The sequence below is a fragment of the Streptomyces antibioticus genome (genome assembly GCF_002019855.1).
In the GTDB taxonomy this organism is placed as follows: domain Bacteria; phylum Actinomycetota; class Actinomycetes; order Streptomycetales; family Streptomycetaceae; genus Streptomyces; species Streptomyces antibioticus_B.
The window spans coordinates 1,418,007-1,436,647 of sequence record NZ_CM007717.1; the positions used below are offsets into that span (position 1 = coordinate 1,418,007).

The 18,641-nt window shown below is 73.6% G+C and carries 16 protein-coding genes; 9 read left to right on the forward strand and 7 right to left on the reverse strand.

What is annotated here, in order from left to right:
• Positions 1 to 62: 62 nt before the first annotated feature.
• The 4 genes from AFM16_RS06195 to AFM16_RS06210 form a co-directional block, all read right to left on the reverse strand.
• Positions 63 to 1,196: a SchA/CurD-like domain-containing protein gene (locus AFM16_RS06195; protein WP_030786363.1), complete on the reverse strand. Its 1,134-nt coding sequence runs from the start codon at positions 1,194 to 1,196 to the stop codon at positions 63 to 65.
• A 154-nt stretch (positions 1,197 to 1,350) separates the two neighbouring features.
• Complete coding sequence (locus tag AFM16_RS06200; protein ID WP_078632699.1) at positions 1,351 to 2,115, reverse strand: class F sortase; 765 nt, start codon at positions 2,113 to 2,115, stop codon at positions 1,351 to 1,353.
• A 165-nt stretch (positions 2,116 to 2,280) separates the two neighbouring features.
• Positions 2,281 to 2,829, reverse strand: coding sequence for a hypothetical protein (locus tag AFM16_RS06205; protein ID WP_078632700.1), 549 nt, complete (start codon positions 2,827 to 2,829; stop codon positions 2,281 to 2,283).
• A 205-nt stretch (positions 2,830 to 3,034) separates the two neighbouring features.
• Entirely contained in the window at positions 3,035 to 4,696 is a 1,662-nt protein-coding gene (locus AFM16_RS06210) for an FAD-dependent oxidoreductase (protein ID WP_078632701.1), read from the reverse strand.
• A 180-nt stretch (positions 4,697 to 4,876) separates the two neighbouring features.
• On the opposite strand from AFM16_RS06210, the gene AFM16_RS06215 reads away from it, so the two are divergent.
• Entirely contained in the window at positions 4,877 to 5,161 is a 285-nt protein-coding gene (locus AFM16_RS06215) for a zinc ribbon domain-containing protein (RefSeq protein ID WP_078632702.1), read from the forward strand.
• A 27-nt stretch (positions 5,162 to 5,188) separates the two neighbouring features.
• On the opposite strand, the gene AFM16_RS06220 is transcribed toward AFM16_RS06215, so the two are convergent.
• Both AFM16_RS06220 and AFM16_RS06225 read right to left on the reverse strand, forming a co-directional pair.
• The gene (locus AFM16_RS06220; RefSeq protein ID WP_078632703.1) at positions 5,189 to 6,274 is read right to left on the reverse strand and encodes a sugar ABC transporter substrate-binding protein; all 1,086 of its coding nucleotides are present in this window, start codon (positions 6,272 to 6,274) and stop codon (positions 5,189 to 5,191) included.
• Positions 6,271 to 8,637, reverse strand: a complete 2,367-nt coding sequence (locus AFM16_RS06225; protein ID WP_245177655.1) for a SpoIIE family protein phosphatase — start codon at positions 8,635 to 8,637, stop codon at positions 6,271 to 6,273. Before AFM16_RS06225 ends, AFM16_RS06220 begins: the two co-directional genes overlap by 4 nt.
• A 169-nt stretch (positions 8,638 to 8,806) precedes the next feature.
• Between AFM16_RS06225 and AFM16_RS06230 the strand changes: the two genes are divergently transcribed.
• The 8 genes from AFM16_RS06230 to AFM16_RS06265 all read left to right on the forward strand — a co-directional run bounded on the left by AFM16_RS06230 (position 8,807) and on the right by AFM16_RS06265 (position 15,765).
• Entirely contained in the window at positions 8,807 to 9,898 is a 1,092-nt protein-coding gene (locus AFM16_RS06230; RefSeq protein ID WP_030786349.1) for a sugar ABC transporter substrate-binding protein, read from the forward strand.
• Between the two features lie 43 nt (positions 9,899 to 9,941).
• Entirely contained in the window at positions 9,942 to 10,715 is a 774-nt protein-coding gene (locus AFM16_RS06235) for an ATP-binding cassette domain-containing protein (RefSeq protein ID WP_107419253.1), read from the forward strand.
• Positions 10,709 to 12,001, forward strand: a complete 1,293-nt coding sequence (locus AFM16_RS06240) for a sugar ABC transporter permease (protein WP_256861269.1) — start codon at positions 10,709 to 10,711, stop codon at positions 11,999 to 12,001. The genes AFM16_RS06235 and AFM16_RS06240 overlap by 7 nt, the downstream gene beginning before the upstream one ends.
• Before the next feature lie 61 nt (positions 12,002 to 12,062).
• Complete coding sequence (locus AFM16_RS06245; RefSeq protein WP_078632705.1) at positions 12,063 to 12,674, forward strand: DUF6629 family protein; 612 nt, start codon at positions 12,063 to 12,065, stop codon at positions 12,672 to 12,674.
• Positions 12,675 to 12,739: 65 nt separating this feature from the next.
• Positions 12,740 to 13,246 carry a DUF2617 family protein gene (locus AFM16_RS06250; RefSeq protein WP_030786339.1) on the forward strand — a complete coding sequence of 169 codons (507 nt, stop codon included), beginning with the start codon at positions 12,740 to 12,742 and terminating at the stop codon, positions 13,244 to 13,246.
• Entirely contained in the window at positions 13,243 to 13,644 is a 402-nt protein-coding gene (locus AFM16_RS06255) for a DUF4247 domain-containing protein (RefSeq protein WP_030786337.1), read from the forward strand. Before AFM16_RS06250 ends, AFM16_RS06255 begins: the two co-directional genes overlap by 4 nt.
• A 71-nt stretch (positions 13,645 to 13,715) precedes the next feature.
• A complete protein-coding gene (locus tag AFM16_RS06260; RefSeq protein WP_030786329.1) occupies positions 13,716 to 14,153 on the forward strand; it encodes a DUF350 domain-containing protein in 438 nt (145 codons plus the stop codon).
• Positions 14,154 to 14,163: 10 nt separating this feature from the next.
• Positions 14,164 to 15,765, forward strand: coding sequence for a polyamine aminopropyltransferase (locus AFM16_RS06265; protein ID WP_078632706.1), 1,602 nt, complete (start codon positions 14,164 to 14,166; stop codon positions 15,763 to 15,765).
• On the opposite strand, the gene AFM16_RS06270 is transcribed toward AFM16_RS06265, so the two are convergent.
• Positions 15,759 to 18,230 (reverse strand): SpoIIE family protein phosphatase, encoded by a 2,472-nt coding sequence (locus AFM16_RS06270; RefSeq protein WP_078632707.1) that lies wholly within the window; start codon positions 18,228 to 18,230, stop codon positions 15,759 to 15,761. The two genes, AFM16_RS06265 and AFM16_RS06270, sit on opposite strands and share 7 nt — an antisense overlap.
• Positions 18,231 to 18,641 lie beyond the last annotated feature (411 nt).

Genomic DNA, 18,641 nt, shown 5'->3' on the forward strand with positions numbered 1-18,641 from the left:
TCCTCCGATCAGGTACTGCGTCGGCGTGCGGGCGGGGCCGCCCGGCCCCGGATGAGGACGCATCAGGCGTCGGGCGAGCGGCGGTCGGTGACGAGGGCCATCCGGACCGGTCCGCGCGACTGCGCCGGGGCGCCGCCCGCGGCGGGGTCCAGGAACTCGGCGAGTTCGGCCGCCCGGGCGGGGTCGGCGAGGCCGAGGGTGAGCGCGGGGTCGGCGGCGTCCGGTCCGCCCCGCACGTCGATCAGCCGGACCACGACGTCGTCGCGCTGGAAGATCGTGCTGCGCAGCACCGGGCTTGCCGGGTCGTCGGCGGCGGCCTCGTCCTGGGCGGCCAGCAGTTCGGCGAGCCGCATGCCCTGGCCGGGGCGGGCCGGGTAGTACAGCGCGTGCCGCTCGGCGGCCGGGTCCTCGCGCTCGGCCGTCACATGGTGGACGGCGGGCAGGGCCGCGCGGGTGAAGAAGACCCGGGCGGACTCGGGGTCGTCGAGGTCCCGGTCCTGCTCCAGATAGGGGTTGATGGCCTCCTCGACGGCGCGCACCTCGGGCTGGCGGGCCACGTGGCGCAGTGCGGCGAGCAGGTCGCCGCGCACCTCGATGGCGCGCACCACCCGGTTGCCGTGCATGAAGAGCGAGGTTCGGACGAGGCGGGTGGTGTCGTCGACCTTCGGGTCGGGCGAGGCGTAGTCGGCGAGGATCTCGGCGACCTTCTTCTCGCTGCCCGGCTTGACGGTGAAGGTGAGCGCGTGGCGGATGACGCCGTCACCCATCCGGGGGGCGCTCTGGAGCCGGCGGCCGCCCTTCTTGGCGTTCTCGGCGGGGCCGCCGGTCTCGCGGACGACGTGGAAGCGCAGCGAGCGGGTGTCGCGGACGCAGTTGTGCAGCGGCCGCACCATCTGGACGTGTTCCTCGCTGTTGACCCAGGCGAGGAACGGCGGGGCGCTCTCCCACTCGCTGGTGATCAGCCACTGGGAGGGGTTCTCGATGGACTGGCAGAGCTGGTCGCTGACGTGTCCGGGAACGGACGCGACCTGGTTGCACAGTTGTTCGTACGCCTCCAGGAACTCCTGCTGGGCGCCGTCGTAGACGTCCACCAGCAGGACGACCCGGAGCCGGGAGCCGTCGAAGACGGACTGGGACACCCTCTGCGACGCCTGGCGCGCCGTCGGACCTGAGAGACGTTCGGACGTGGTGGTCATCCTGCGCACAACTCCTTCGCGGGGGCGGAAGCCGACGCCGGCCGCGTGATGCGACGTCAGCTTCCTCGATCGTGTGCCCGTCCCCGCGACCGCGCGACTCGTGTGCACTGCGCGGGTGACCCCCGGGCCCCCGGACCCTCGGACTCCCAGACCCTCAGACCAGGTGGGCGAAGACGACGAGGTTCTCGGTGTAGTCCTTGGCGGTGCGGTCGTAGGCGCCCGCGCAGGTGATGAGCCGTACCTGGGCGTCGTCGGTGTCGGCGTAGACCAGACGGTCGGGGAAGTCGTCCTTGGCGAAGGTCTCGACGTCGTCGACGAGGAAGACCGCCTTGCTGCCGTCCGCGCGGCGGACGTGGAAGCGGTCGCCCCGCTTCAGCGCGGAGAGGTTGGCGAAGACGGCGGCCGAGGTCTTGGTGTCGACGTGCCCGGCGATGATCGCGGTGCCCGGCTCACCGGGCGAGACGCCCTTGGCGAGCCAGCCGACGAGGTTGGTGTCGGCCGCCGGGGGTGCCTCCAGCCGGCCGGTGGGGTCGATCGCGAGGTCGACGAACGGGGCGTCGACGGAGATCTTGGGGACGATCAGTCGCACCGGGCGCGAGCGCGGCAGGTGTTTCCCGGCGGGTGACCCGGCGGCGGGCTGTCCGGGGCGCGGCTGCGAGGGCGCGGACCGCGGGGGCTGTCCGGCGGACTCCGAGGTGACGGGGGCCGACGCGGTGGCCGCGGGGGCGAGCGGGGGGCGGGAGCTGTCGGACGCCGGGTCCTCGCCGCGGCCGGTCAGGCTGACCGCCAGGACCAGGGCGGCCGCGGCGCACATCATCAGCACGCCGGTGCGGGACGACCGCGGCTCGTCCGGTCCGGGCCGGTCGTCGCCGGAGGGCGGAGCGTGCGGCGGAGTGGGGGTGGGGGAAGGGGCCGCCATCGGAAGGACCACCTCATTCGGGCACGGCAGCGGGCGGAGGAAGCGGGGGCGGGGCACGGGCCGGGGCCGTCGTGGAGACAGGGCCCCGGAAACGGGCCGGGCCGCCACACGGGTGCACGCGTGGCGGCCTCGGCTGCGCTATCGCGGCTATCGCGGCCGCCATGGTCAGATCACGCTTCCGGCGGTCTTCTTGCGGCGGGCCGCGTACAGGCCGGCTGCGGCGACACCGAGGACGGCCAGGCCGCCGGTCGTCACCGACGGAGTGGCGAGACCGCCGCCGCCGGTGTGGACGCCACCGCTGGGCTTCTCCCAGTCACCCTTGGACTTGCCCGCGTCCTCGGGGTGCTTGGCGAGGTAGCCCGACTCCTCCTTGGTGCTGCTGCCGGAGTCCTTCTCCTTGTAGGTCTCCGGGTCGTACTTCGGGTCCTTGGCGGTGGCCCAGTCGCCCTCGTTGACGGCGGTCAGCGCGCCGCCGCCGGTGTGGACGCCACCGCTGGGCTTGCCGCCCCAGTCGCCCTTGGACTTGCCGGCGTCCTCGGGGTGCTTGGCCAGGTAGCCGGACTCCTCCTTGGTGGTGGACTCCTCCTTCGTGCTGGAGCTGGAGCTGGAGTCGCCCTTCTCCCAGTCGCTGCCGGCCGCGAAGGCGCCGGGCGCCCCGAGTCCGATGACGGCCGTGGCCGCCGCGGTGGCCAGGATCACGCGAGCAGAACGCATCTGATGGTCCTTCCGTCCTGGACCGGGAAGCTGGCGCTTCGTCAGCTTTCGAGACCCGGCCCCGACGTGATCCACCGTCAGGCAGGGCGCGCGAGCCCACCACTCGGGAGGATCACACGGGTGAACGGGCGGGGCGTCCGGCTGAACGCGGCCGCCCCCGGCCCTGGTGGGGCCGGGGGCGGCGGGGATCTGACGGCACGTCGGTTCAGCCCAGGGAGAGCACCTTCATCAGGACCTGACGCAGGGTCGACACGGCGTCCGGGTCGGCGTCGGTGGCGCGCCAGGCGACGAATCCGTCGGGCCGCACCAGGACGGCGCCGCCGGGCGCGATCCCGTGCCGCCGGGCCCAGTCCTCGCCGTCCTCCGGTACGAGGTCGGCGCCGGGGTCGGTGTCGGTGCCCAGCCGGAAGGAGCGCAGCGGGATCAGCAGCTCGTCGGAGAGCCGGGCGGCGGCCTGGTGCCACTTCCCCGTTCCCGCGGCGGCGCTGAGGAGGACCGGCTGACGCTCGTACAGGTCGAGGGTGGAGATCCGCTCGCCCTGGCGCCGTACCCACAAGTGCGGTGCCCTGCTGCCCGGTTCACCGCTCAGGTCGAGCTGTTCGGGGACGACCGGGGCGCCGGCGGGGACCCCGGCGACGGCGCCGCGCGGGTAGCGGTAGCCGAGCGCCACGTCGAGGATGCCGCTCTGCCGGCCGCCGCCCGCGCCGGGCGGCGGGGCGAAGCCGGGGTGGCTGTGTTCGGCCGACCGGGCGGCGGCGCGGGCGCTGGTGGCCTCGGCGACCGGGCGGCGCTCGGCGTCGTAGCTGTCCAGCAGCCCCTCCCCCGCCCAGCCGTCCAGGACGGCGGCGAGCTTCCAGGCGAGGTTGTGGGCGTCCTGGATGCCGGTGTTGGAGCCGAAGGCGCCGGTGGGCGACATCTCGTGGGCGGAGTCGCCGGCCAGCAGGACCCGGCCGCAGCGGTAGCCGCGGGCGACGCGCTGGGCGGCGTGCCAGGGGGCGCGGCCGGTGATCTCCACGTCGAGGTCGGCGACGCCGACCGCGCGCCGGATGTGCTCGGCGCACCGCTCGTCGGTGAACTCCTCCAGCGTCTCGCCCTGTTCGGGGTGCCAGGGGGCGTGGAAGACCCACTGCTCGCGGTTGTCCACGGGCAGCAGCGCGCCGTCGGCGTCCGGATGCGTCAGGTAGCAGACGATGAACCGGCGGTCGCCGACCACGTCGGCCAGCCGGCGGGAGCGGAAGGTGACGCTCACGTTGTGGAAGAGGTCGCCCGGCCCGCTCTGGCCGATGCCGAGCTGTTCGCGCACGGGGCTGCGGGGGCCGTCGGCGGCGACCAGGTACTCGGCGTGGATGGTGGTGTGCTCGCCCGTCTCCCGGCTCTTGACGACGGCGGTGACCCCGTCGTGGCCGGCGTCGAAGGACATCATCTCGGTGGAGTAGCGCAGATCGCCGCCGAGCCTGCGGGCATGGTCGAGGAGCACGGGTTCCAGGTCGTTCTGGCTGCACAGGCACCAGGAGGTGGGACTGAACCGGGCCAGTCCGCCGCCGGGATCGATGTTGCGGAACAGCCATTCGCCCGCCTCGCCGACCAGGGTGGGCGTCTGGAGGATGCCGTGGTTGTCGGCGAGGGTCGCGGCGGCCGCCTGGATGTCGTGCTCGACGCCGGCCACCCGGAAGAGTTCCATCGTGCGGACGTTGTTGCCGCGGCCGCGCGGGTGGATGGAGGTGCCGGAATGGCGCTCCACCAGGACGTGCCGCACGCCGAGCCGGCTCAGGAACAACGAGGTCGACAGTCCGACCAGGGAGCCGCCGACGACGAGGACCGGGACTCTGAGGGTGTGGTCGTCGGCTTGATCGGCTCGTTCGTTCATCTCTCACGCCTCCAGCAAGGTTTTTTCGCCGTTTCGGCCGGTACTGACCGAGATTCCTCATCCTTGCCCCGTGATGCTGACGGCGGCTCAGGCTTTCACCCGGCTGGGCATGCGGAAGGGCGGCCGGGCGTGCGGGAGACTGGGGTGGACGGCAGGCACCGACACAGGAGGACGCACGGCGTGATCATCTTCGGCACCAAGGGATATCTGTACCAGCTCGCGATACTGACGCTGGTGTGCGGCGGCTGCGGCAACCCGGCCGCGCACACCCTGCGCAAGCGGGTCACGAAGTTCACCCTGTTCTTCGTGCCGCTGTTCCCGTTCTCCACGAAGTACGCCACCCAGTGCACCTTCTGCGGCACCGAGCAGCGGCTGACGAAGGAGCAGGCCGACCAGCTCCTGGCGCAGGCCGCGGGCGGCGCACCGGCGTACGGGCAGCCGCAGCAGCAGCCGTACCAGCACTGACGCGTCCCCCTCCGGCCCCGGCCGTGCTCAGCCGGTGAGTCCGGCGGCGGCGCATGCCTCCCGCAGGCGCGGGACGCAGATGCGGGACAGCGGGTAGACACCGCCGTCGACGAGGACGGGCCCGATGTCGGCGACGGTGATCGCGGTCGGGCTGAGCAGGACGGCGGGGATGTCGCGGGTGGTGGGGCTGTCGATGGTGGTGGGGGTGCCGCCGGGGTCCTCGCCGCGGCCCAGCGCGACGGCCATGGCGACGGCCGAGGCCGCCTCGTCGCGGAACGCCTTGTAGACGGTCATGTACTGCTCGCCCTTGACGATGCGCCGTACGGCGTCCAGATCGGCGTCCTGCCCGGTGACGGGCGGCATCCTGCGGACGCCGGCGCTCTTGAGGGCGGAGATCACCCCGGCGGCGATCGCGTCGTTGGCCGCGTAGACGGCGTCGATCCCCTCGGGGCCCAGCGCGGCGAGGGCGGCGACCATGTTGGTGTGCGCCTCCTGGGTGTTCCAGCCGGGGGTGTCGTAGGAGCGGGCGATGTCGACCCGGCCGCGCAGGACGGACAGCGCGCCCTCCCGGTACCAGGCGGCGTTGGGGCTGGTCGGGTCGCCGTTCATCATGACGACGGTCGCGCCCGGGGCCTTGTCGCCGAGGGCGGTCAGCAGGGCCTGGCCCTGGAGCCGGCCGACCTGGGCGCCGTCGAAGCCGATGTATCCGGCGATCGGGCCCTCGGCGAGCCGGTCGTAGGCGACCACGGGGACGCCCGCCCGGTGGGCCTCGTAGATCGAGGAGCGCAGGGCCTTGGTGTCGGCGGCGTCCACGATCAGCACCCGGGCCCCCTTGGTGATCATGGAGATCATCTGCTGGCGCTGGCGGGCCGCGTCGTTCTCGGCGTTGGCGTAGGTCAGGGTGCACGCGGGGCAGCGGGCCTTGAGCTGCTCCTCGATCAGCGGCTTGTCGGCGTTCTCCCAGCGGGGCAGGGAGCGGCTCGGCAGCAGCAGGCCGACGGTGAAGCCCCGTTCGCTGCGCGCGCCGCCGTCGCCGCAGGAGGCCAGGCAGACGGTCAGGACGGCCGCGAGGAACAGGGCGACCAGATGCCGGGTGCGGGTCCCGGTGCTCATGGCGGGCCGCCTCCCTCGCGCCCCAGGGCCGTGCCGGCCAGGTCGGCCGTGACGTCCGGGGCGTGGCCCGGCACGGTGATCTCGCTCCACACCTGCTTGCCGCCGGCCACCGGCACCGTGCCGAAGGAGTCCGACATCGCCTCCACCAGCAGCAGGCCCCGGCCGCCGGTCGACTCCCAGTCCACGCTCACGGGCTTGGCGGGGGCGCGCGGCGAGGCGTCGCTGACCGCGACCCGCACCCGGTCGCCGCGCAGGGTCAGATCGACCTGGACCGGCCCCTGGGTGTGCACCAGGGCGTTGGTGACGAGTTCGGAGACGACCAGCAGCGCGGCGTCGGTCACCTCCTCGACCTTCCAGCGGCGCAGGGTGCGCGCGGTGAAGCGGCGGGCGTGCATCACGGCGTCGGGCAGCCGCCACACCATCCAGCCGGCCCGGATCGGCTTGATCCGCATGCCGTCGTAGCGCATGAGCAGCAGCGCCACGTCGTCCTCGCGGCGGCCGCCGTCGCCGAGCAGTTCGTCGGCCATCCGGCCCAGATGGGCGGGGTCGGCCGCGGCGAGCGCGGCGCCGGTGCGCCGCATGCCCTCGTCGACGGGCAGGTCGGACGCCTCGACCAGGCCGTCGGTGACCAGCGCGAGGACCGTGCCGGGGGTCAGGGCGACGGCGGTCATCGGGAAGTCGGCCTCGGCGACGATGCCGAGCGGCGGGCCGCCCGCGACCTCCACCTCCTCGACGGAGCCGTCGGGGCCGCGCAGCAGCGGCGCGAGATGGCCGGCGCGCACGAAGAGGGTGTTGCCCTCCTCCATGTCCAGTTCGGCGTAGCAGCAGGTGGCGAAGAGGTCGGTCTCCATGCTGACGAGGAGCCGGTTGGCGTGCGAGACGACGACGTCGGGCGGATGGCCCTCCATGGCGTAGGCGCGGACGGCGGTGCGCATCTGACCCATGATCGTGGCGGCGGCGGCGCTGTGTCCCTGCACGTCCCCGATGACGAGGGCGACGCGTTCCTCCGAGAGGGCGATGACGTCGTACCAGTCGCCGCCGACCTGGAGGCCGCGGCGGGCGGGCAGATAGCGGGCGACGGCGGTGCCGCCGGGCAGTTCGGGCAGCCGCCGGGGCAGCAGGCTGCGCTGGAGCATGGTGGCGAGTTCCTGCTCGGCGTCGTACGCGTGGGCGCGCTGGAGCGCCTGCCCGACCAGGGCGGCGGTGGCGGTGAGCAGGGAGCGTTCCTCGGGGGCGAACGCGTGCGGTTCGTCCCAGCCGACCAGGCAGATGCCGGTGATCCGGCCCTTGGCGGGCAGCGGCAGGACGGCGAGGCCGCCGGGGCCGATGCCGGCGAGGCCGGGTTCGAGTTCGGTGCCGGCCGGCCACAGGTCCACCCGGCCGTCGCGCAGGGCCTCCTGGAGGGTGGGCAGAAGGCGGACCGGGGCGTCGGGCCATTCGGTGCGCCATTCGGCCCGCCAGACGGCCGGCCAGGCGGCGGGCTGCGGCGGATCGAGGACGGCGACCATCATCCGGTCGTCCTGAAGACCCGCGAGCGCCACCCGGGCGGCGCCGAGCGGATCGCGCAGGGCGGCGACGACCACCCGGCCGACCTCCTGGACGGTCGTGGCGTCGTCCAGGGCGGCGGTCAGCCACTGGATCCGGGCGACGTCGTCGGCGCCCCGGCGCAGCACCGGGGTCGCCGTGATCACGCCGACGACGCGCTCGCCCAGGCCGTCGGCGGCCGGTTCGGAGCGGCAGCTCAGGCTCAGCCAGCGCATCTCGCCGGTCGGGCCGCGCACCCGGAACTCCAGCTCGCGGCGGCCGGAGGTGTCGGCGGCGGGCTCCAGGACCGACATCAGGGCGTGCATGTCCTCGGGGAGGGCGTGGGCGAGCAGGGTGTCGGCCTTGCCGTCGAAGTCGTCGGGGGTGATGCCGACCAGGTCGAGCAGGGTGTCGTCGGCCTCGGTGACTCCGGTGTCGGGGGTCAGGACGAAGGAGCCGACGCGCAGGCTGCGCAGGGCGGGGCCGAGCAGCCCGGCGGGGGCGGCCGGGGTGCCGTGCCGCAGCAGGAAGGCGACCGCGGCGGCGTAGCGCTCCAGGAAGCGGCGCTGTTCGGCCTGGAAGCCGTCGGCGAGGTCGCCGGTGACCACCAGGCAGCCCAGCCGGCGGCCCTCGGTGTCGAGCGGCAGCGCGCCCAGGGCGCCCCCGGTGTTCCGCCACAGCGGCCGGTCGGCCCGGAACGCCTGGGCCGCGGGCTCGTCACCCGAGACGGCGAGCCGGTCGGAGAGCCAGGGGCGGCCGTCGGGCGGGAAGCCGACGCTGTCCACGAGCCGCAGCTCGGTGTGCGCGGCGTCCGGGACGTAGACCGCTGCCCGGGTCACTCCGACGAAGGTCAGGGCCCGATCGAGGCAAGTCCGCACCGTACCTCCCGTCCCCGCCGCAGCCTCCGACAGGTTGAGATCGGGGCAACCAGCCACCAGAATCGCATATAAGAATCAACCGGACATATCGCTGAGTATCCACCCTATTGTCGTCTACGACTGGGATCACATGAAGGGCTCCCTACGGGACACGGCCGTGGCCGTGATCACGGTCGCCACGGCCGTCGCCCTGGCGGCCTGCGGTTCCGGCGGCGGTGGCAGCGACCCCGACAACGGGGGCCGGCCGCGGATCGGGATCCTGCTGCCGGACGCCATCACGGCCCGCTGGGAGCACCAGGACCGGCCGCTGCTCACCAGCAGGATCGAGGAGGAGTGCCCCACCTGTGTGGTGGAGTACGCCAACGCGAAGGGCGAGGTGGCGCTCCAGCAGGGCCAGATGGACTCCATGATCACCAAGGGGGTCGACGCGATCCTGCTGGCGCCCGTGGACGCCCGCTCCCTCGGCCCGTCGGTCCGCGAGGCCCGGGACGCCGGCATCCCCGTCATCTCCTACGACCGGCTCTCCGAGGGGCCGATCTCCGGATACGTCTCCTTCGACGGCCGCGAGGTCGGCAGACTCCAGGGCCGGGCCCTGCTGACGGCGATGGGCGACGCGGTGCCCGGCGCGCAGATCGTGATGATGAACGGCGATCCGAGCGACCCCAACGCGGTGGCCTTCAAGGAGGGCGCGCTGTCCGTGCTCGACGGGAAGGTACGGATCGGCAAGGCGTACGACACCCTCCAGTGGCGGGCCGAGGTCGCCAACATGAACATGTCCGCCGCGATCGCCGCCCTCGGCCCCGAGGCCATCGACGGGGTGTACGCGGCCAACGACGCCCTGGCCGCCGGGAGCATCACCTCCCTGAAGGCGAACAAGGTCGAGCCGCTGCCCCCGGTCACCGGACAGGACGCCGAACTGGGCGCCGTACGGCGGATCGTCGCGGGCGAGCAGTACATGACCGTCCTGAAGCCCTTCGAGCCGGAGGCCGCCGCCGCGGCCACGATGGCGGTGGCGGCGGCCCGCGGGGAGGACCTGGACGACAAGGCCACGGACGAGGTGCGGCCGCGCGGCGGGGAGCCCGTCCCGGCCGTGCTGCTCACCCCGGTGTCCGTGACCGTGGACACCATCGCGGACACCGTCGTCAAGGACGGTGTGTACACCGTGGCGCAGATCTGCACCCCCCAGCTCGAGGCCGACTGCGTCCGGGCCGGGCTGATCTGACGGTTCCGGCCGGTCCGGACCCTAGGTAAGGAGAGTGGTCGCCGTGCCGGAGCCGCCCCTGCTGGCGCTGCGTGGCGTGTGCAAACGCTACGGCGTCGTCGAGGTCCTCACCGACATCGAGCTGGAGATCCACTCCGGGCAGGTCGTCGCTCTCCTCGGGGACAACGGGGCCGGCAAGTCCACCCTGATCAAGGTGATCTCCGGGGTGACGCCCGCCGAGAAGGGCGTCATCGAGTGGCAGGGCCGGGCGGTGCAGATCCGGCGCCCGCACGACGCCCGGGACCTCGGCATCGCCACCGTCTTCCAGGACCTCGCGCTGTGCGGCAACCTCGACGTCGTCGGCAATCTGTTCCTCGGCCGCGAGATCCGCCGGTACGGCTTCCTGGACGAGATGGAGATGGAACGGCGCACCCGGGAACTCCTGGAGCGCCTCACCCGGCACGTCCCCGACCTGCGCGGCCCGGTCGCCGCGCTCTCCAGCGGCCAGCGGCAGACGGTCGCCATCGCCCGCTCACTGCTCGGCGAGCCCCGGGTGCTGCTGCTCGACGAGCCGACCGCGGCACTGGGCTTCGAGCAGACCGCCGAGATCCTCGACATCGTCGACCGGCTCCGCGACCGCGGCATGGGCGTCCTGCTGATCAGCCACAACATGGGCGACGTCAAGGCGCTCGCGGACCGCGCGGCGGTGCTGCGGCTCGGCCGCAACAACGGCTTCTTCGATGTGAACACCGCGTCCCAGGAACAGATCATCTCCTCCGTCACCGGCGCCACGGAGAACGTGCCGCGCCGGCCCGCCACCCGGGAGTCGACGTGGTGAAGGACATGCGCCAGGCGGACCGGACCCCGGCGGCCGGCGCCCCCGCCCCGGGCGGCGAGTCCGGCACCGCCGCCCCGCGGGCCGGCGGCCGGGCGGCCCTGGCCCGCGCCGCGCGCGCCGGGGGCACCGCCGTACAGCGCAAGGTACGGGCCGGGGAACTCGGCTCGCTGCCCGTCGTCCTGGTGCTCGCGGTCGTCTGGATCACCTTCCAGTCCCTCAACGCGAACTTCCTCTCGCCGCGCAACCTGTCCAACCTCAGCGTGGACATCGTCGGCACCGGGATGATCGCCGTCGGGATCGTCTTCGTGCTGCTGCTCGGCGAACTCGACCTGTCCGTCGGCGCGATCAGCGGCCTGGCCGCGGCCGTCTTCGCCGTGCTCAACGTCGACAACGGCATGCCCGAATGGCTGGCGCTGATCGTCGCGGTGCTCGCCGGCACCGCGACCGGCACCGTGCAGGGCTACTCCATCGCCAGGACCCGCGTGCCCGCCTTCGTGGTGACCCTCGCCGGGCTGCTCACCTGGAACGGGTGCATGCTCGCCATCCTCGGCAGCACCGGCACCGTCAACCTCGACGAGAACGGACTGGTCTCCCAGCTCACCAGCTACTACTTCCCCGACGCCGTCGGCTACGGGCTGGCCGCCCTCGCCGCGGGATCGGTGTTCGTCGTGACCGACCTGGACCGACGGCGGCGCAGGGCCGCCGGCATGCCGCACCGCTCACTGACGTACATCCTGGTGCGCGCGGGCGGCATCGCCGTCCTGGCGTTCGGCATCGCCTTCCTGCTCAACCGCTTCCAGGGGCTCCCGCTCGCCCTGCTGATCTTCCTGGCGCTGGTGGCCGGCCTCGACGTCGTGCTGCGCCGGACGCACTACGGACGCCAGGTGTACGCGCTCGGCGGCAGCAAGGAGGCGGCGCGGCGGGCCAGTCTCAACGTGGTCTGGGTGCAGACGGCGGTGTTCGCGGTGTCGGGCACCATGGCCGCGATCGGCGGACTGTTCCTCGCCTCCCGCATCACGTCGGTCAGCCAGACGTCGGGCACCGGGGTGCTGCTGATCAACGCGATCGCGGCGGCCGTGATCGGCGGGACGAGTCTGTTCGGGGGGCGCGGGACGACCTGGTCGGCGGTGCTCGGCATCCTGGTCATCCAGTCGATCGCCTCCGGCATGGCGATCACGGACACGCCCCCGGCCGCGCAGTTCGTGATCACGGGCGGGGTGCTGTTCGCCGCGGTGATGATCGACGCGGTGTCCCGCCGCAGCCAGGAGGCGCACGGGCGGGCCTGAGGGGCGGCCCTGTGCCGCCGTCCCGACCTGTCCTCCCAACCTTGGCCTTCGAGGGGGCGTGATGTGCTGGAGCGCGACGGCCGATCTGGTGGCCGGGGCCGGCATCTCGGCCGTCGGGGTGGCCTGTGTGGCGCGGGTGCGCGACCCCCGGACACTGCCGCTGGCCGCGCTGCCGCTGCTGCTCGGCGCCCATCAGATCGTCGAGGCCGTCGTCTGGCACGGCGGCGGCGGAGGCGGGCCCGCCACCCTCGCCTGGGCGGCGATCGCGCTGCCGCTGCTCGCGGTGTGGGTGCCGGTCGGGGTGTGGTGCGCCGCCCCGCCGGACGCCAGGACCCGGCTGCTGCTGCCGCTCACCGTCGGAGCCGGGACGGCCGCGGTGCTGGCGTACCGGCTCGCGACCGGACCGGTGACGGCCGAGATCCGCGGCCGCACGGTCGGCTACGCCGTCGACGTGCCCTGCCCGGCGGTGCTCGTCGCGGGCTATCTGCTGGCCACCGTGGGCGCCCTGCTGCTCTCCGGCGACCGGCGGCTGACGCTCCTCGGGGTGCTGGCCGGGGCGGGCGCGGTGGGCTGCTGGGCGCTGTGGCGAACGGAGTTCGTCTCCACGTGGTGCGCGGTCGCGGCCCTGTGCTCGCTGGTGCTGCTCGGCTGGACGCGGGCCCGGCCGTTTTAAGTTTCACGTGTCTGATGTGCCATACTCGGCGCCGCTTATAGCAAGATCCGACCGGGGGAGTCCACATGCATGCCATTTCTTTGGGCGCCCCATACCTGGACACGGACGCGGATCAGCTCTGCTTCTCGCTGGAACTGCCCGAACGCCCCGCCCTCGCCGAACGCGCGGTCACCGTCGGCGGCATCGACGTACGGCTGCGTCTGCTCGGCGCCTCCCACCAGGTCTTCGTGGGACCGGTGCGGGAGACCGTGGCGTGTCTGCGCGAGACCGACCGGGGGCTGCCGGCCGCCCACCGCAGCGAACTGCCCGGCTGGACCTACGACTTCAGCGCCGAGACCCGGCGCCTGGAGCCCGCGGCGTTCAGCGCCGAGGTGGCCCGGGTGCTCGCCCTGGTGGCCGCCAACCCGGACAGCCTGTGCGGGATCTTCCCCGGCTCGCCGGAGGCGGTCACGGCGGTGGTCGTCGAGGCGGCCGACGGGCCGTCCGGCGGCGGGCTGGTCTGGCGCACCTGGCACACCTATCCGCAGCACGGCCAGATCGTATCCACGCACACCCGGCTGGAGGCCCGATGAACGGTTCCCGACTGACGCGCGCGGCGGTGACGGCCGTGCTGGCCGCGGCCCTGCTCACCGCCTGCTCCTCCGGCGGGGACAACGGGGTCCCGCGCGGCTGGATCGGGGACACCTACCGGTCCGAGGGGGTGGGCTGGCTGGACCCGGACAGCAATCCGATCGTGGTCGCCGACGCCATCCACGGCCACCGCCACGCGCTCGACCGCGCCAGCGGCGACAGCATGGAGTTCCTGCGCTACGGCGACGACCTGGTCACCGTCTCGCCGTCCGGCGCCGGCAGCCGCATCGACATAGAGGACTACCGCTCCGGCTACCGCCGCCACAGCCAGTACCTCTACAACTGGCCGAGCCCGGACAGCGACAGCTTCCGCGGCGGCGGGCCCGGCGAGGGCAAGTAGCGGCTCCCCCTCCCCCGCACACCTGAAGAGCCATCCGAGCACGCCCCGAAGACCTGAAGAAAGGCAACGCAGTGACCGACATCCTCGAGTCGACCGGCCAGGCCCTGCTCTACGGAGTCGTGGGCCTCGTGGTGATGGCCGCCGGCTTCCTCGCGCTCGACCTGGTCACGCCCGGCAAGCTCTTCCACGTGGTCTGGACGGACCGCAACCGCGGCGCCGCCGTGCTGCTGGGCAGCCAGTCCGTCTCCGTGGGCCTGGTCATCATGGCGGCGATCCGCGCCAGCGAGTCCGAACAGGGCCTCGGCTACGGCCTGGTGAGCACGCTGCTGTACGGCCTGGCGGGCGTCGTGGTGATGACGGTCGTCGGCATAGTCATCGGCCTGCTCACCCCGGGCCAGATGGGCGCGGTCGTCCTCGACGACAACGACGGCCGTCCGCACCCCGGCGCCTGGGTCCAGGCCGCCATGTACCTGGGCACCGCGGTCATGGTCGGCGCGGCGCTCTCGTAGCCGGCACCCCATGACCACCGTCGCCGAGCGGGGCCGCGACACCGCGGCGGTCACCCGCCCCCCGGCCCCCCGGCACTCCCGGGGGGCCCGTTTCCTGCTGCTGCTCGCCGTGTTCCTCTGCGCGGCCTGCGGTCTCGTCTACGAGCTGGCGCTCACCGCGCTGGGCAGCTACCTCATCGGCAACTCCGTGCTCCAGACCTCCGTGGTCATCTCGGTGATGGTCTTCGCGATGGGGCTCGGCTCGCTCGCCGCGAAACCGCTGCGCCGCCGCGCGGTGGGCGCGTTCGCCCTGGTGGAGGCGGCGCTGGCGCTGGTCGGCGGGCTGTCGGTGCTGGTGCTGTACGCGGCGTTCGCCTGGCTGCGGGTCTACACACCGGTGATGATCGTGATCACGCTGCTGGTCGGACTGCTGATCGGCGCCGAGATCCCGCTGCTGATGACCCTCCTCCAGCGGATCCGCCGTCAGGAGGCGGGCAGCGCGGTCGCCGACATGTTCGCCGTCGACTACATCGGCGCGCTGGTCGGCGGACTCTGCTTCCCGCTGCTGCTCCTGCCGACGTTCGGTCAGCTCAAGGGCGCGCTGGTGGTGGGCGCGGTCAACGCGGTGGCCGGGGTCGTGGTGGTGGTCGTCATCTTCCGGCGGCAGACCAGGCGCCGGGTCCAGCTCGGTCTGCTGGCGACGGTCACGGCGGTGCTGGGGGTGCTCGGAACGGCCTACGCGCTCGCCGACGAGCTGGAGGTGACGGCTCGTCAGCAGCTCTACCGGGACCCGATCGTGCACGCCGAGACGACGCCGTACCAGGAGATCGTGGTCACCCGCTCCACCGCCTTCACCGGTGAGCCGGACATGCGGCTCTTCCTCAACGGCGACCTCCAGTTCAGCTCCGTCGACGAGTACCGCTACCACGAGTCGCTGGTCCACCCGGCCTTGTCGGGCGACCGCTCCCATGTGCTGATCATGGGCGGCGGCGACGGGCTCGCGCTGCGCGAGGTGCTGCGCTACGACGACGTCGAGCGGGTCACCCTGGTCGAGCTGGACCCGGCGATGACCGGCCTCGCCCGCGACTTCACGCCGCTGCGGAAGCTGAACCGCGGGTCGCTCACCGACCCCCGGGTCGAGGTGGTGAACGCCGACGCGTTCACCTGGCTGCGCGGCGCCCGGGAGCGGTACGACGCGGTCGTCATCGACTTCCCCGACCCCGACACGGCGGCGCTGGCCAAGCTGTACTCCGTGGAGTTCTACCACCTGCTCGGGCAGGTGCTGACGCCGCGGAGCCAGGTGATGGTGCAGAGCGGGTCGCCGTTCTTCGCGCCGAAGACGTTCTGGTCGATCGCCGCGACCGTCGAGGCGGCGGGCTATGCGACGAGCGAGTTCCAGGTCGACGTGCCGAGCTTCGGCAACTGGGGCTTCGTGCTGGCCACCCCGGGCTCCGGGCCGCCCCCGCGGCCGCGGCTCGCGGCGGACGCGCCCCCGCTGCGCTATCTCGACGCGGACGTGCTGCGGGCGGCCGCGGTGTTCCCCGTCGACCGCCGCCGCGAGGACGTCCGGCCGAGCACGCTGATGGACCCCGCCGTGCTGGAGTACGTGCAGCACGAGTGGGACAACTACTGACCCGGGATGTCCTGCTCGGACCAGATGATCTTCCCTTCGCCGGTGTACCGGGCGCCCCAGCGGTGCGAGAGCTGGGCCACCAGGAACAGGCCCCGGCCGCCCTCGTCCGTGCTGCGGGCGTGCCGCAGCCGGGGCGCCGTACTGCTGGCGTCGGCGACCTCGCAGGTCAGCCGGGCGTCCTTGATCAGCCGTAGCCGGATGGGGCCCTCGGCGTAGCGGATCGCGTTGGTGACCAGCTCGCTGACGATCAGCTCCGAGGTCATGGCCAGCTCCCCCAGCCCCCAGTCCGTCACCTGGCGGGTCGCCCGGGCCCGGGCCTCGGCCACGGCCGCCGGGTCCGCCGGCACCTCCCAGGACGCGACGTGGTCGGCGCCGAGGGCGCGGGTGCGGGCCAGGAGCAGGGCGATGTCGTCGGGCTGCGGCACCGGCACCAGCCGGTCCACCACCGAACCGCACAAGGACGTCAGATCGTCGGCGGTGCCGGCCAGCAGCTCCCCCAGCCGGGCCATGCCCGCCTCCATGTCCCGGTCGGTGCCCTCGATCAGACCGTCGGTGTAGAGCCCGAACAGGCTGTTCTCGGCCAGCTCGATCTCGGTGGACTCGAAGGCCATGCCGCCCAGCCCGAGCGGGGGCCCCGGCGGCGGCTCCGGGAACGTCACCCGCCCGTCGGGCGCCACCACCACGGGCGGCGGATGGCCGGCCCGCGCCATCGTGCAGCGCCGGGTGACCGGGTCGTAGACGGCGTACAGGCAGGTCGCGCCGAGGACCGCGGTGGTGCTCTGGCGGGCCGCGCCGTCGTCGGCGCTCTCCGCGCTCAGCCGGAGCACCAGGTCGTCGAGGTGGGCCAGCAGTTCGTCGGGGGGCAGTTCCATGTCGGCGAGGGTCTGCACGGCGGTGCGCAGCCGGCCCATGGTCGCGGCGGCGGCGATGCCGTGCCCCACGACGTCGCCGACGACCAGGCCCACCCGCGCCCCGGACAGCGGGATCACGTCGAACCAGTCGCCGCCGACCCCGTCCGTGGCGTCGGCGGGACGGTAGGCGGAGGCCACCTCCAGCGCGGTGCCGCCGGTCAGGGCGTGCGGCAGGAGGCTGCGCTGGAGGGTGACGGCCGCCGTGTGCTCGCGGGTGTAGCGGCGGGCGTTGTCCACGCACAGCGCCGCCCGCGCCACCAGCTCACGGGCCAGCAGGACGTCGTCGGGCTGGAAGGAGACCGGGTTGAGGGACCGGATGAAGGTGGCGAGGCCCAGGGTGGTGTCGCGGGCCCGCATCGGCACCGCGACCAGGGAGTGCAGACCGAACTCGCGGATGGTCGCCGCCCGCTCCGGCTCCTGGCGGGCCCACAGATCGTCCGCCGGATCGAGGACCGGCACCAGGATCGGATCGCCCTCGCCCAGCAGATGCGCGTCGTGCGGCGGGGGCGGCCGGAAGTCCACCCGGTCGCCGACCCGGGCCACCGCCTCCGGGCAGCCCTCGCGCACCGAACTCATCCCCGCGCGCCGCATCACCGGCCAGGCGGGCGCCGGTCCCGCGTCCGGCAGCCAGGCGCCGTGGCCCTCGGTGCTGAGCACCGGCTCCAGCAGGTCCACGACGACGAAGTCCGCGAACCGGGGCACGGCGAAGTCGGCCAGCTCCTGCGCGGTGCGCAGCACGTCCAGGGTGGTGCCGATGCTGGTCCCGGCCTCGTTGACCATCGCCAGGAGGTGGCGGGCGGTCCAGCGCTCGGTGACGTCCAGCACCATGTAGCAGATGCCGGTGACGGTGTCGTCGGCGCCCATCAGCGGGAAGAACGACGTCGAGTAGGCGTGCCGGCGGTGCGGATCGGCCCAGCTCCACCCCACGTACTCGTAGTCGGTCAGCGGGACGCCGGTCTCCAGGACCTTGCGCATCAGGCTCTCGATGGCGACCGCCTGGAGGCCGGGCAGCAGCTCGCTCAGCCGGTGGCCGAGCCGCTGTTCCCGCGGCACCCCGCCGAAGCGTTCCAGCGTGTCGTTGAGCCAGACGTACCGCAGCTCCAGGTCCAGCACCGCCATGCCGACCGGGGAGCGGGTCAGGAAGCCGTCGAGGACCGACTGGCCGACCGTCCAGTGCCGGCGCTGCGGGCGGGCCGACAGCAGGAAGACCTCGTCCTCACCGATCCGGAAGGACGCCGAGACCCGCAGATCCACGTCGACCGTACGGCCGTCTTGGTGCCGCAGGGAGACCAGGCCGCTCCATCCCATGCCGGCACGGCAGCGCTCCGCGACACCGGCCACCCGGGACGGGTCGGCGGGCATCGCCACCAGCGCCGCCGCGGGGCCGCCGACCACCTGCGACGCCGGGAGACCGAGCAGTGCCTCGGCGCCCCGCGTCCAGCCGGTCACGACGCCGTCGCCGGAGACGACCGCCGCCGCGTCGCTGGACGCGTCGAGGAGATCGCGGGGCGCCGCGGCCGCCGGGGCCTCGGAAGCCTCACGCGCAGAATCCATCGCTCCATCCTCTACCCGAACCATGTTCCTGCCTGTCCGCCCGATGCGCACGGCGCGCACGGCACGCCCGTCGGGCGCCCACCATGTCGTCGCCGGTACGACCGCCACGCCGCCGCCGGGGAACCCGGCGAGTCACCACCGGTCCGCCCGCCGCGCCACCGCCGATGCGGCCGCCGCGCCGCCACCGACGCACCCACCGCGTCACCACCGATACGCCAGCCGTGTCGCCACCGGTCCAGCCGCCGCGCCGCCACCGATACGCCAGCCGCGTCACCACGGGCGCGCCCGCCGCGCCACCGCCGGTCCGCCAGCCGCGCCACCGCCGATCCGCCCGCCACGCCGCCACCGGCGCACCCACCGCGTCACCACCGATCCACCCGCCGTGTCGCCGCCGGCGCGCCCGCCACGCCA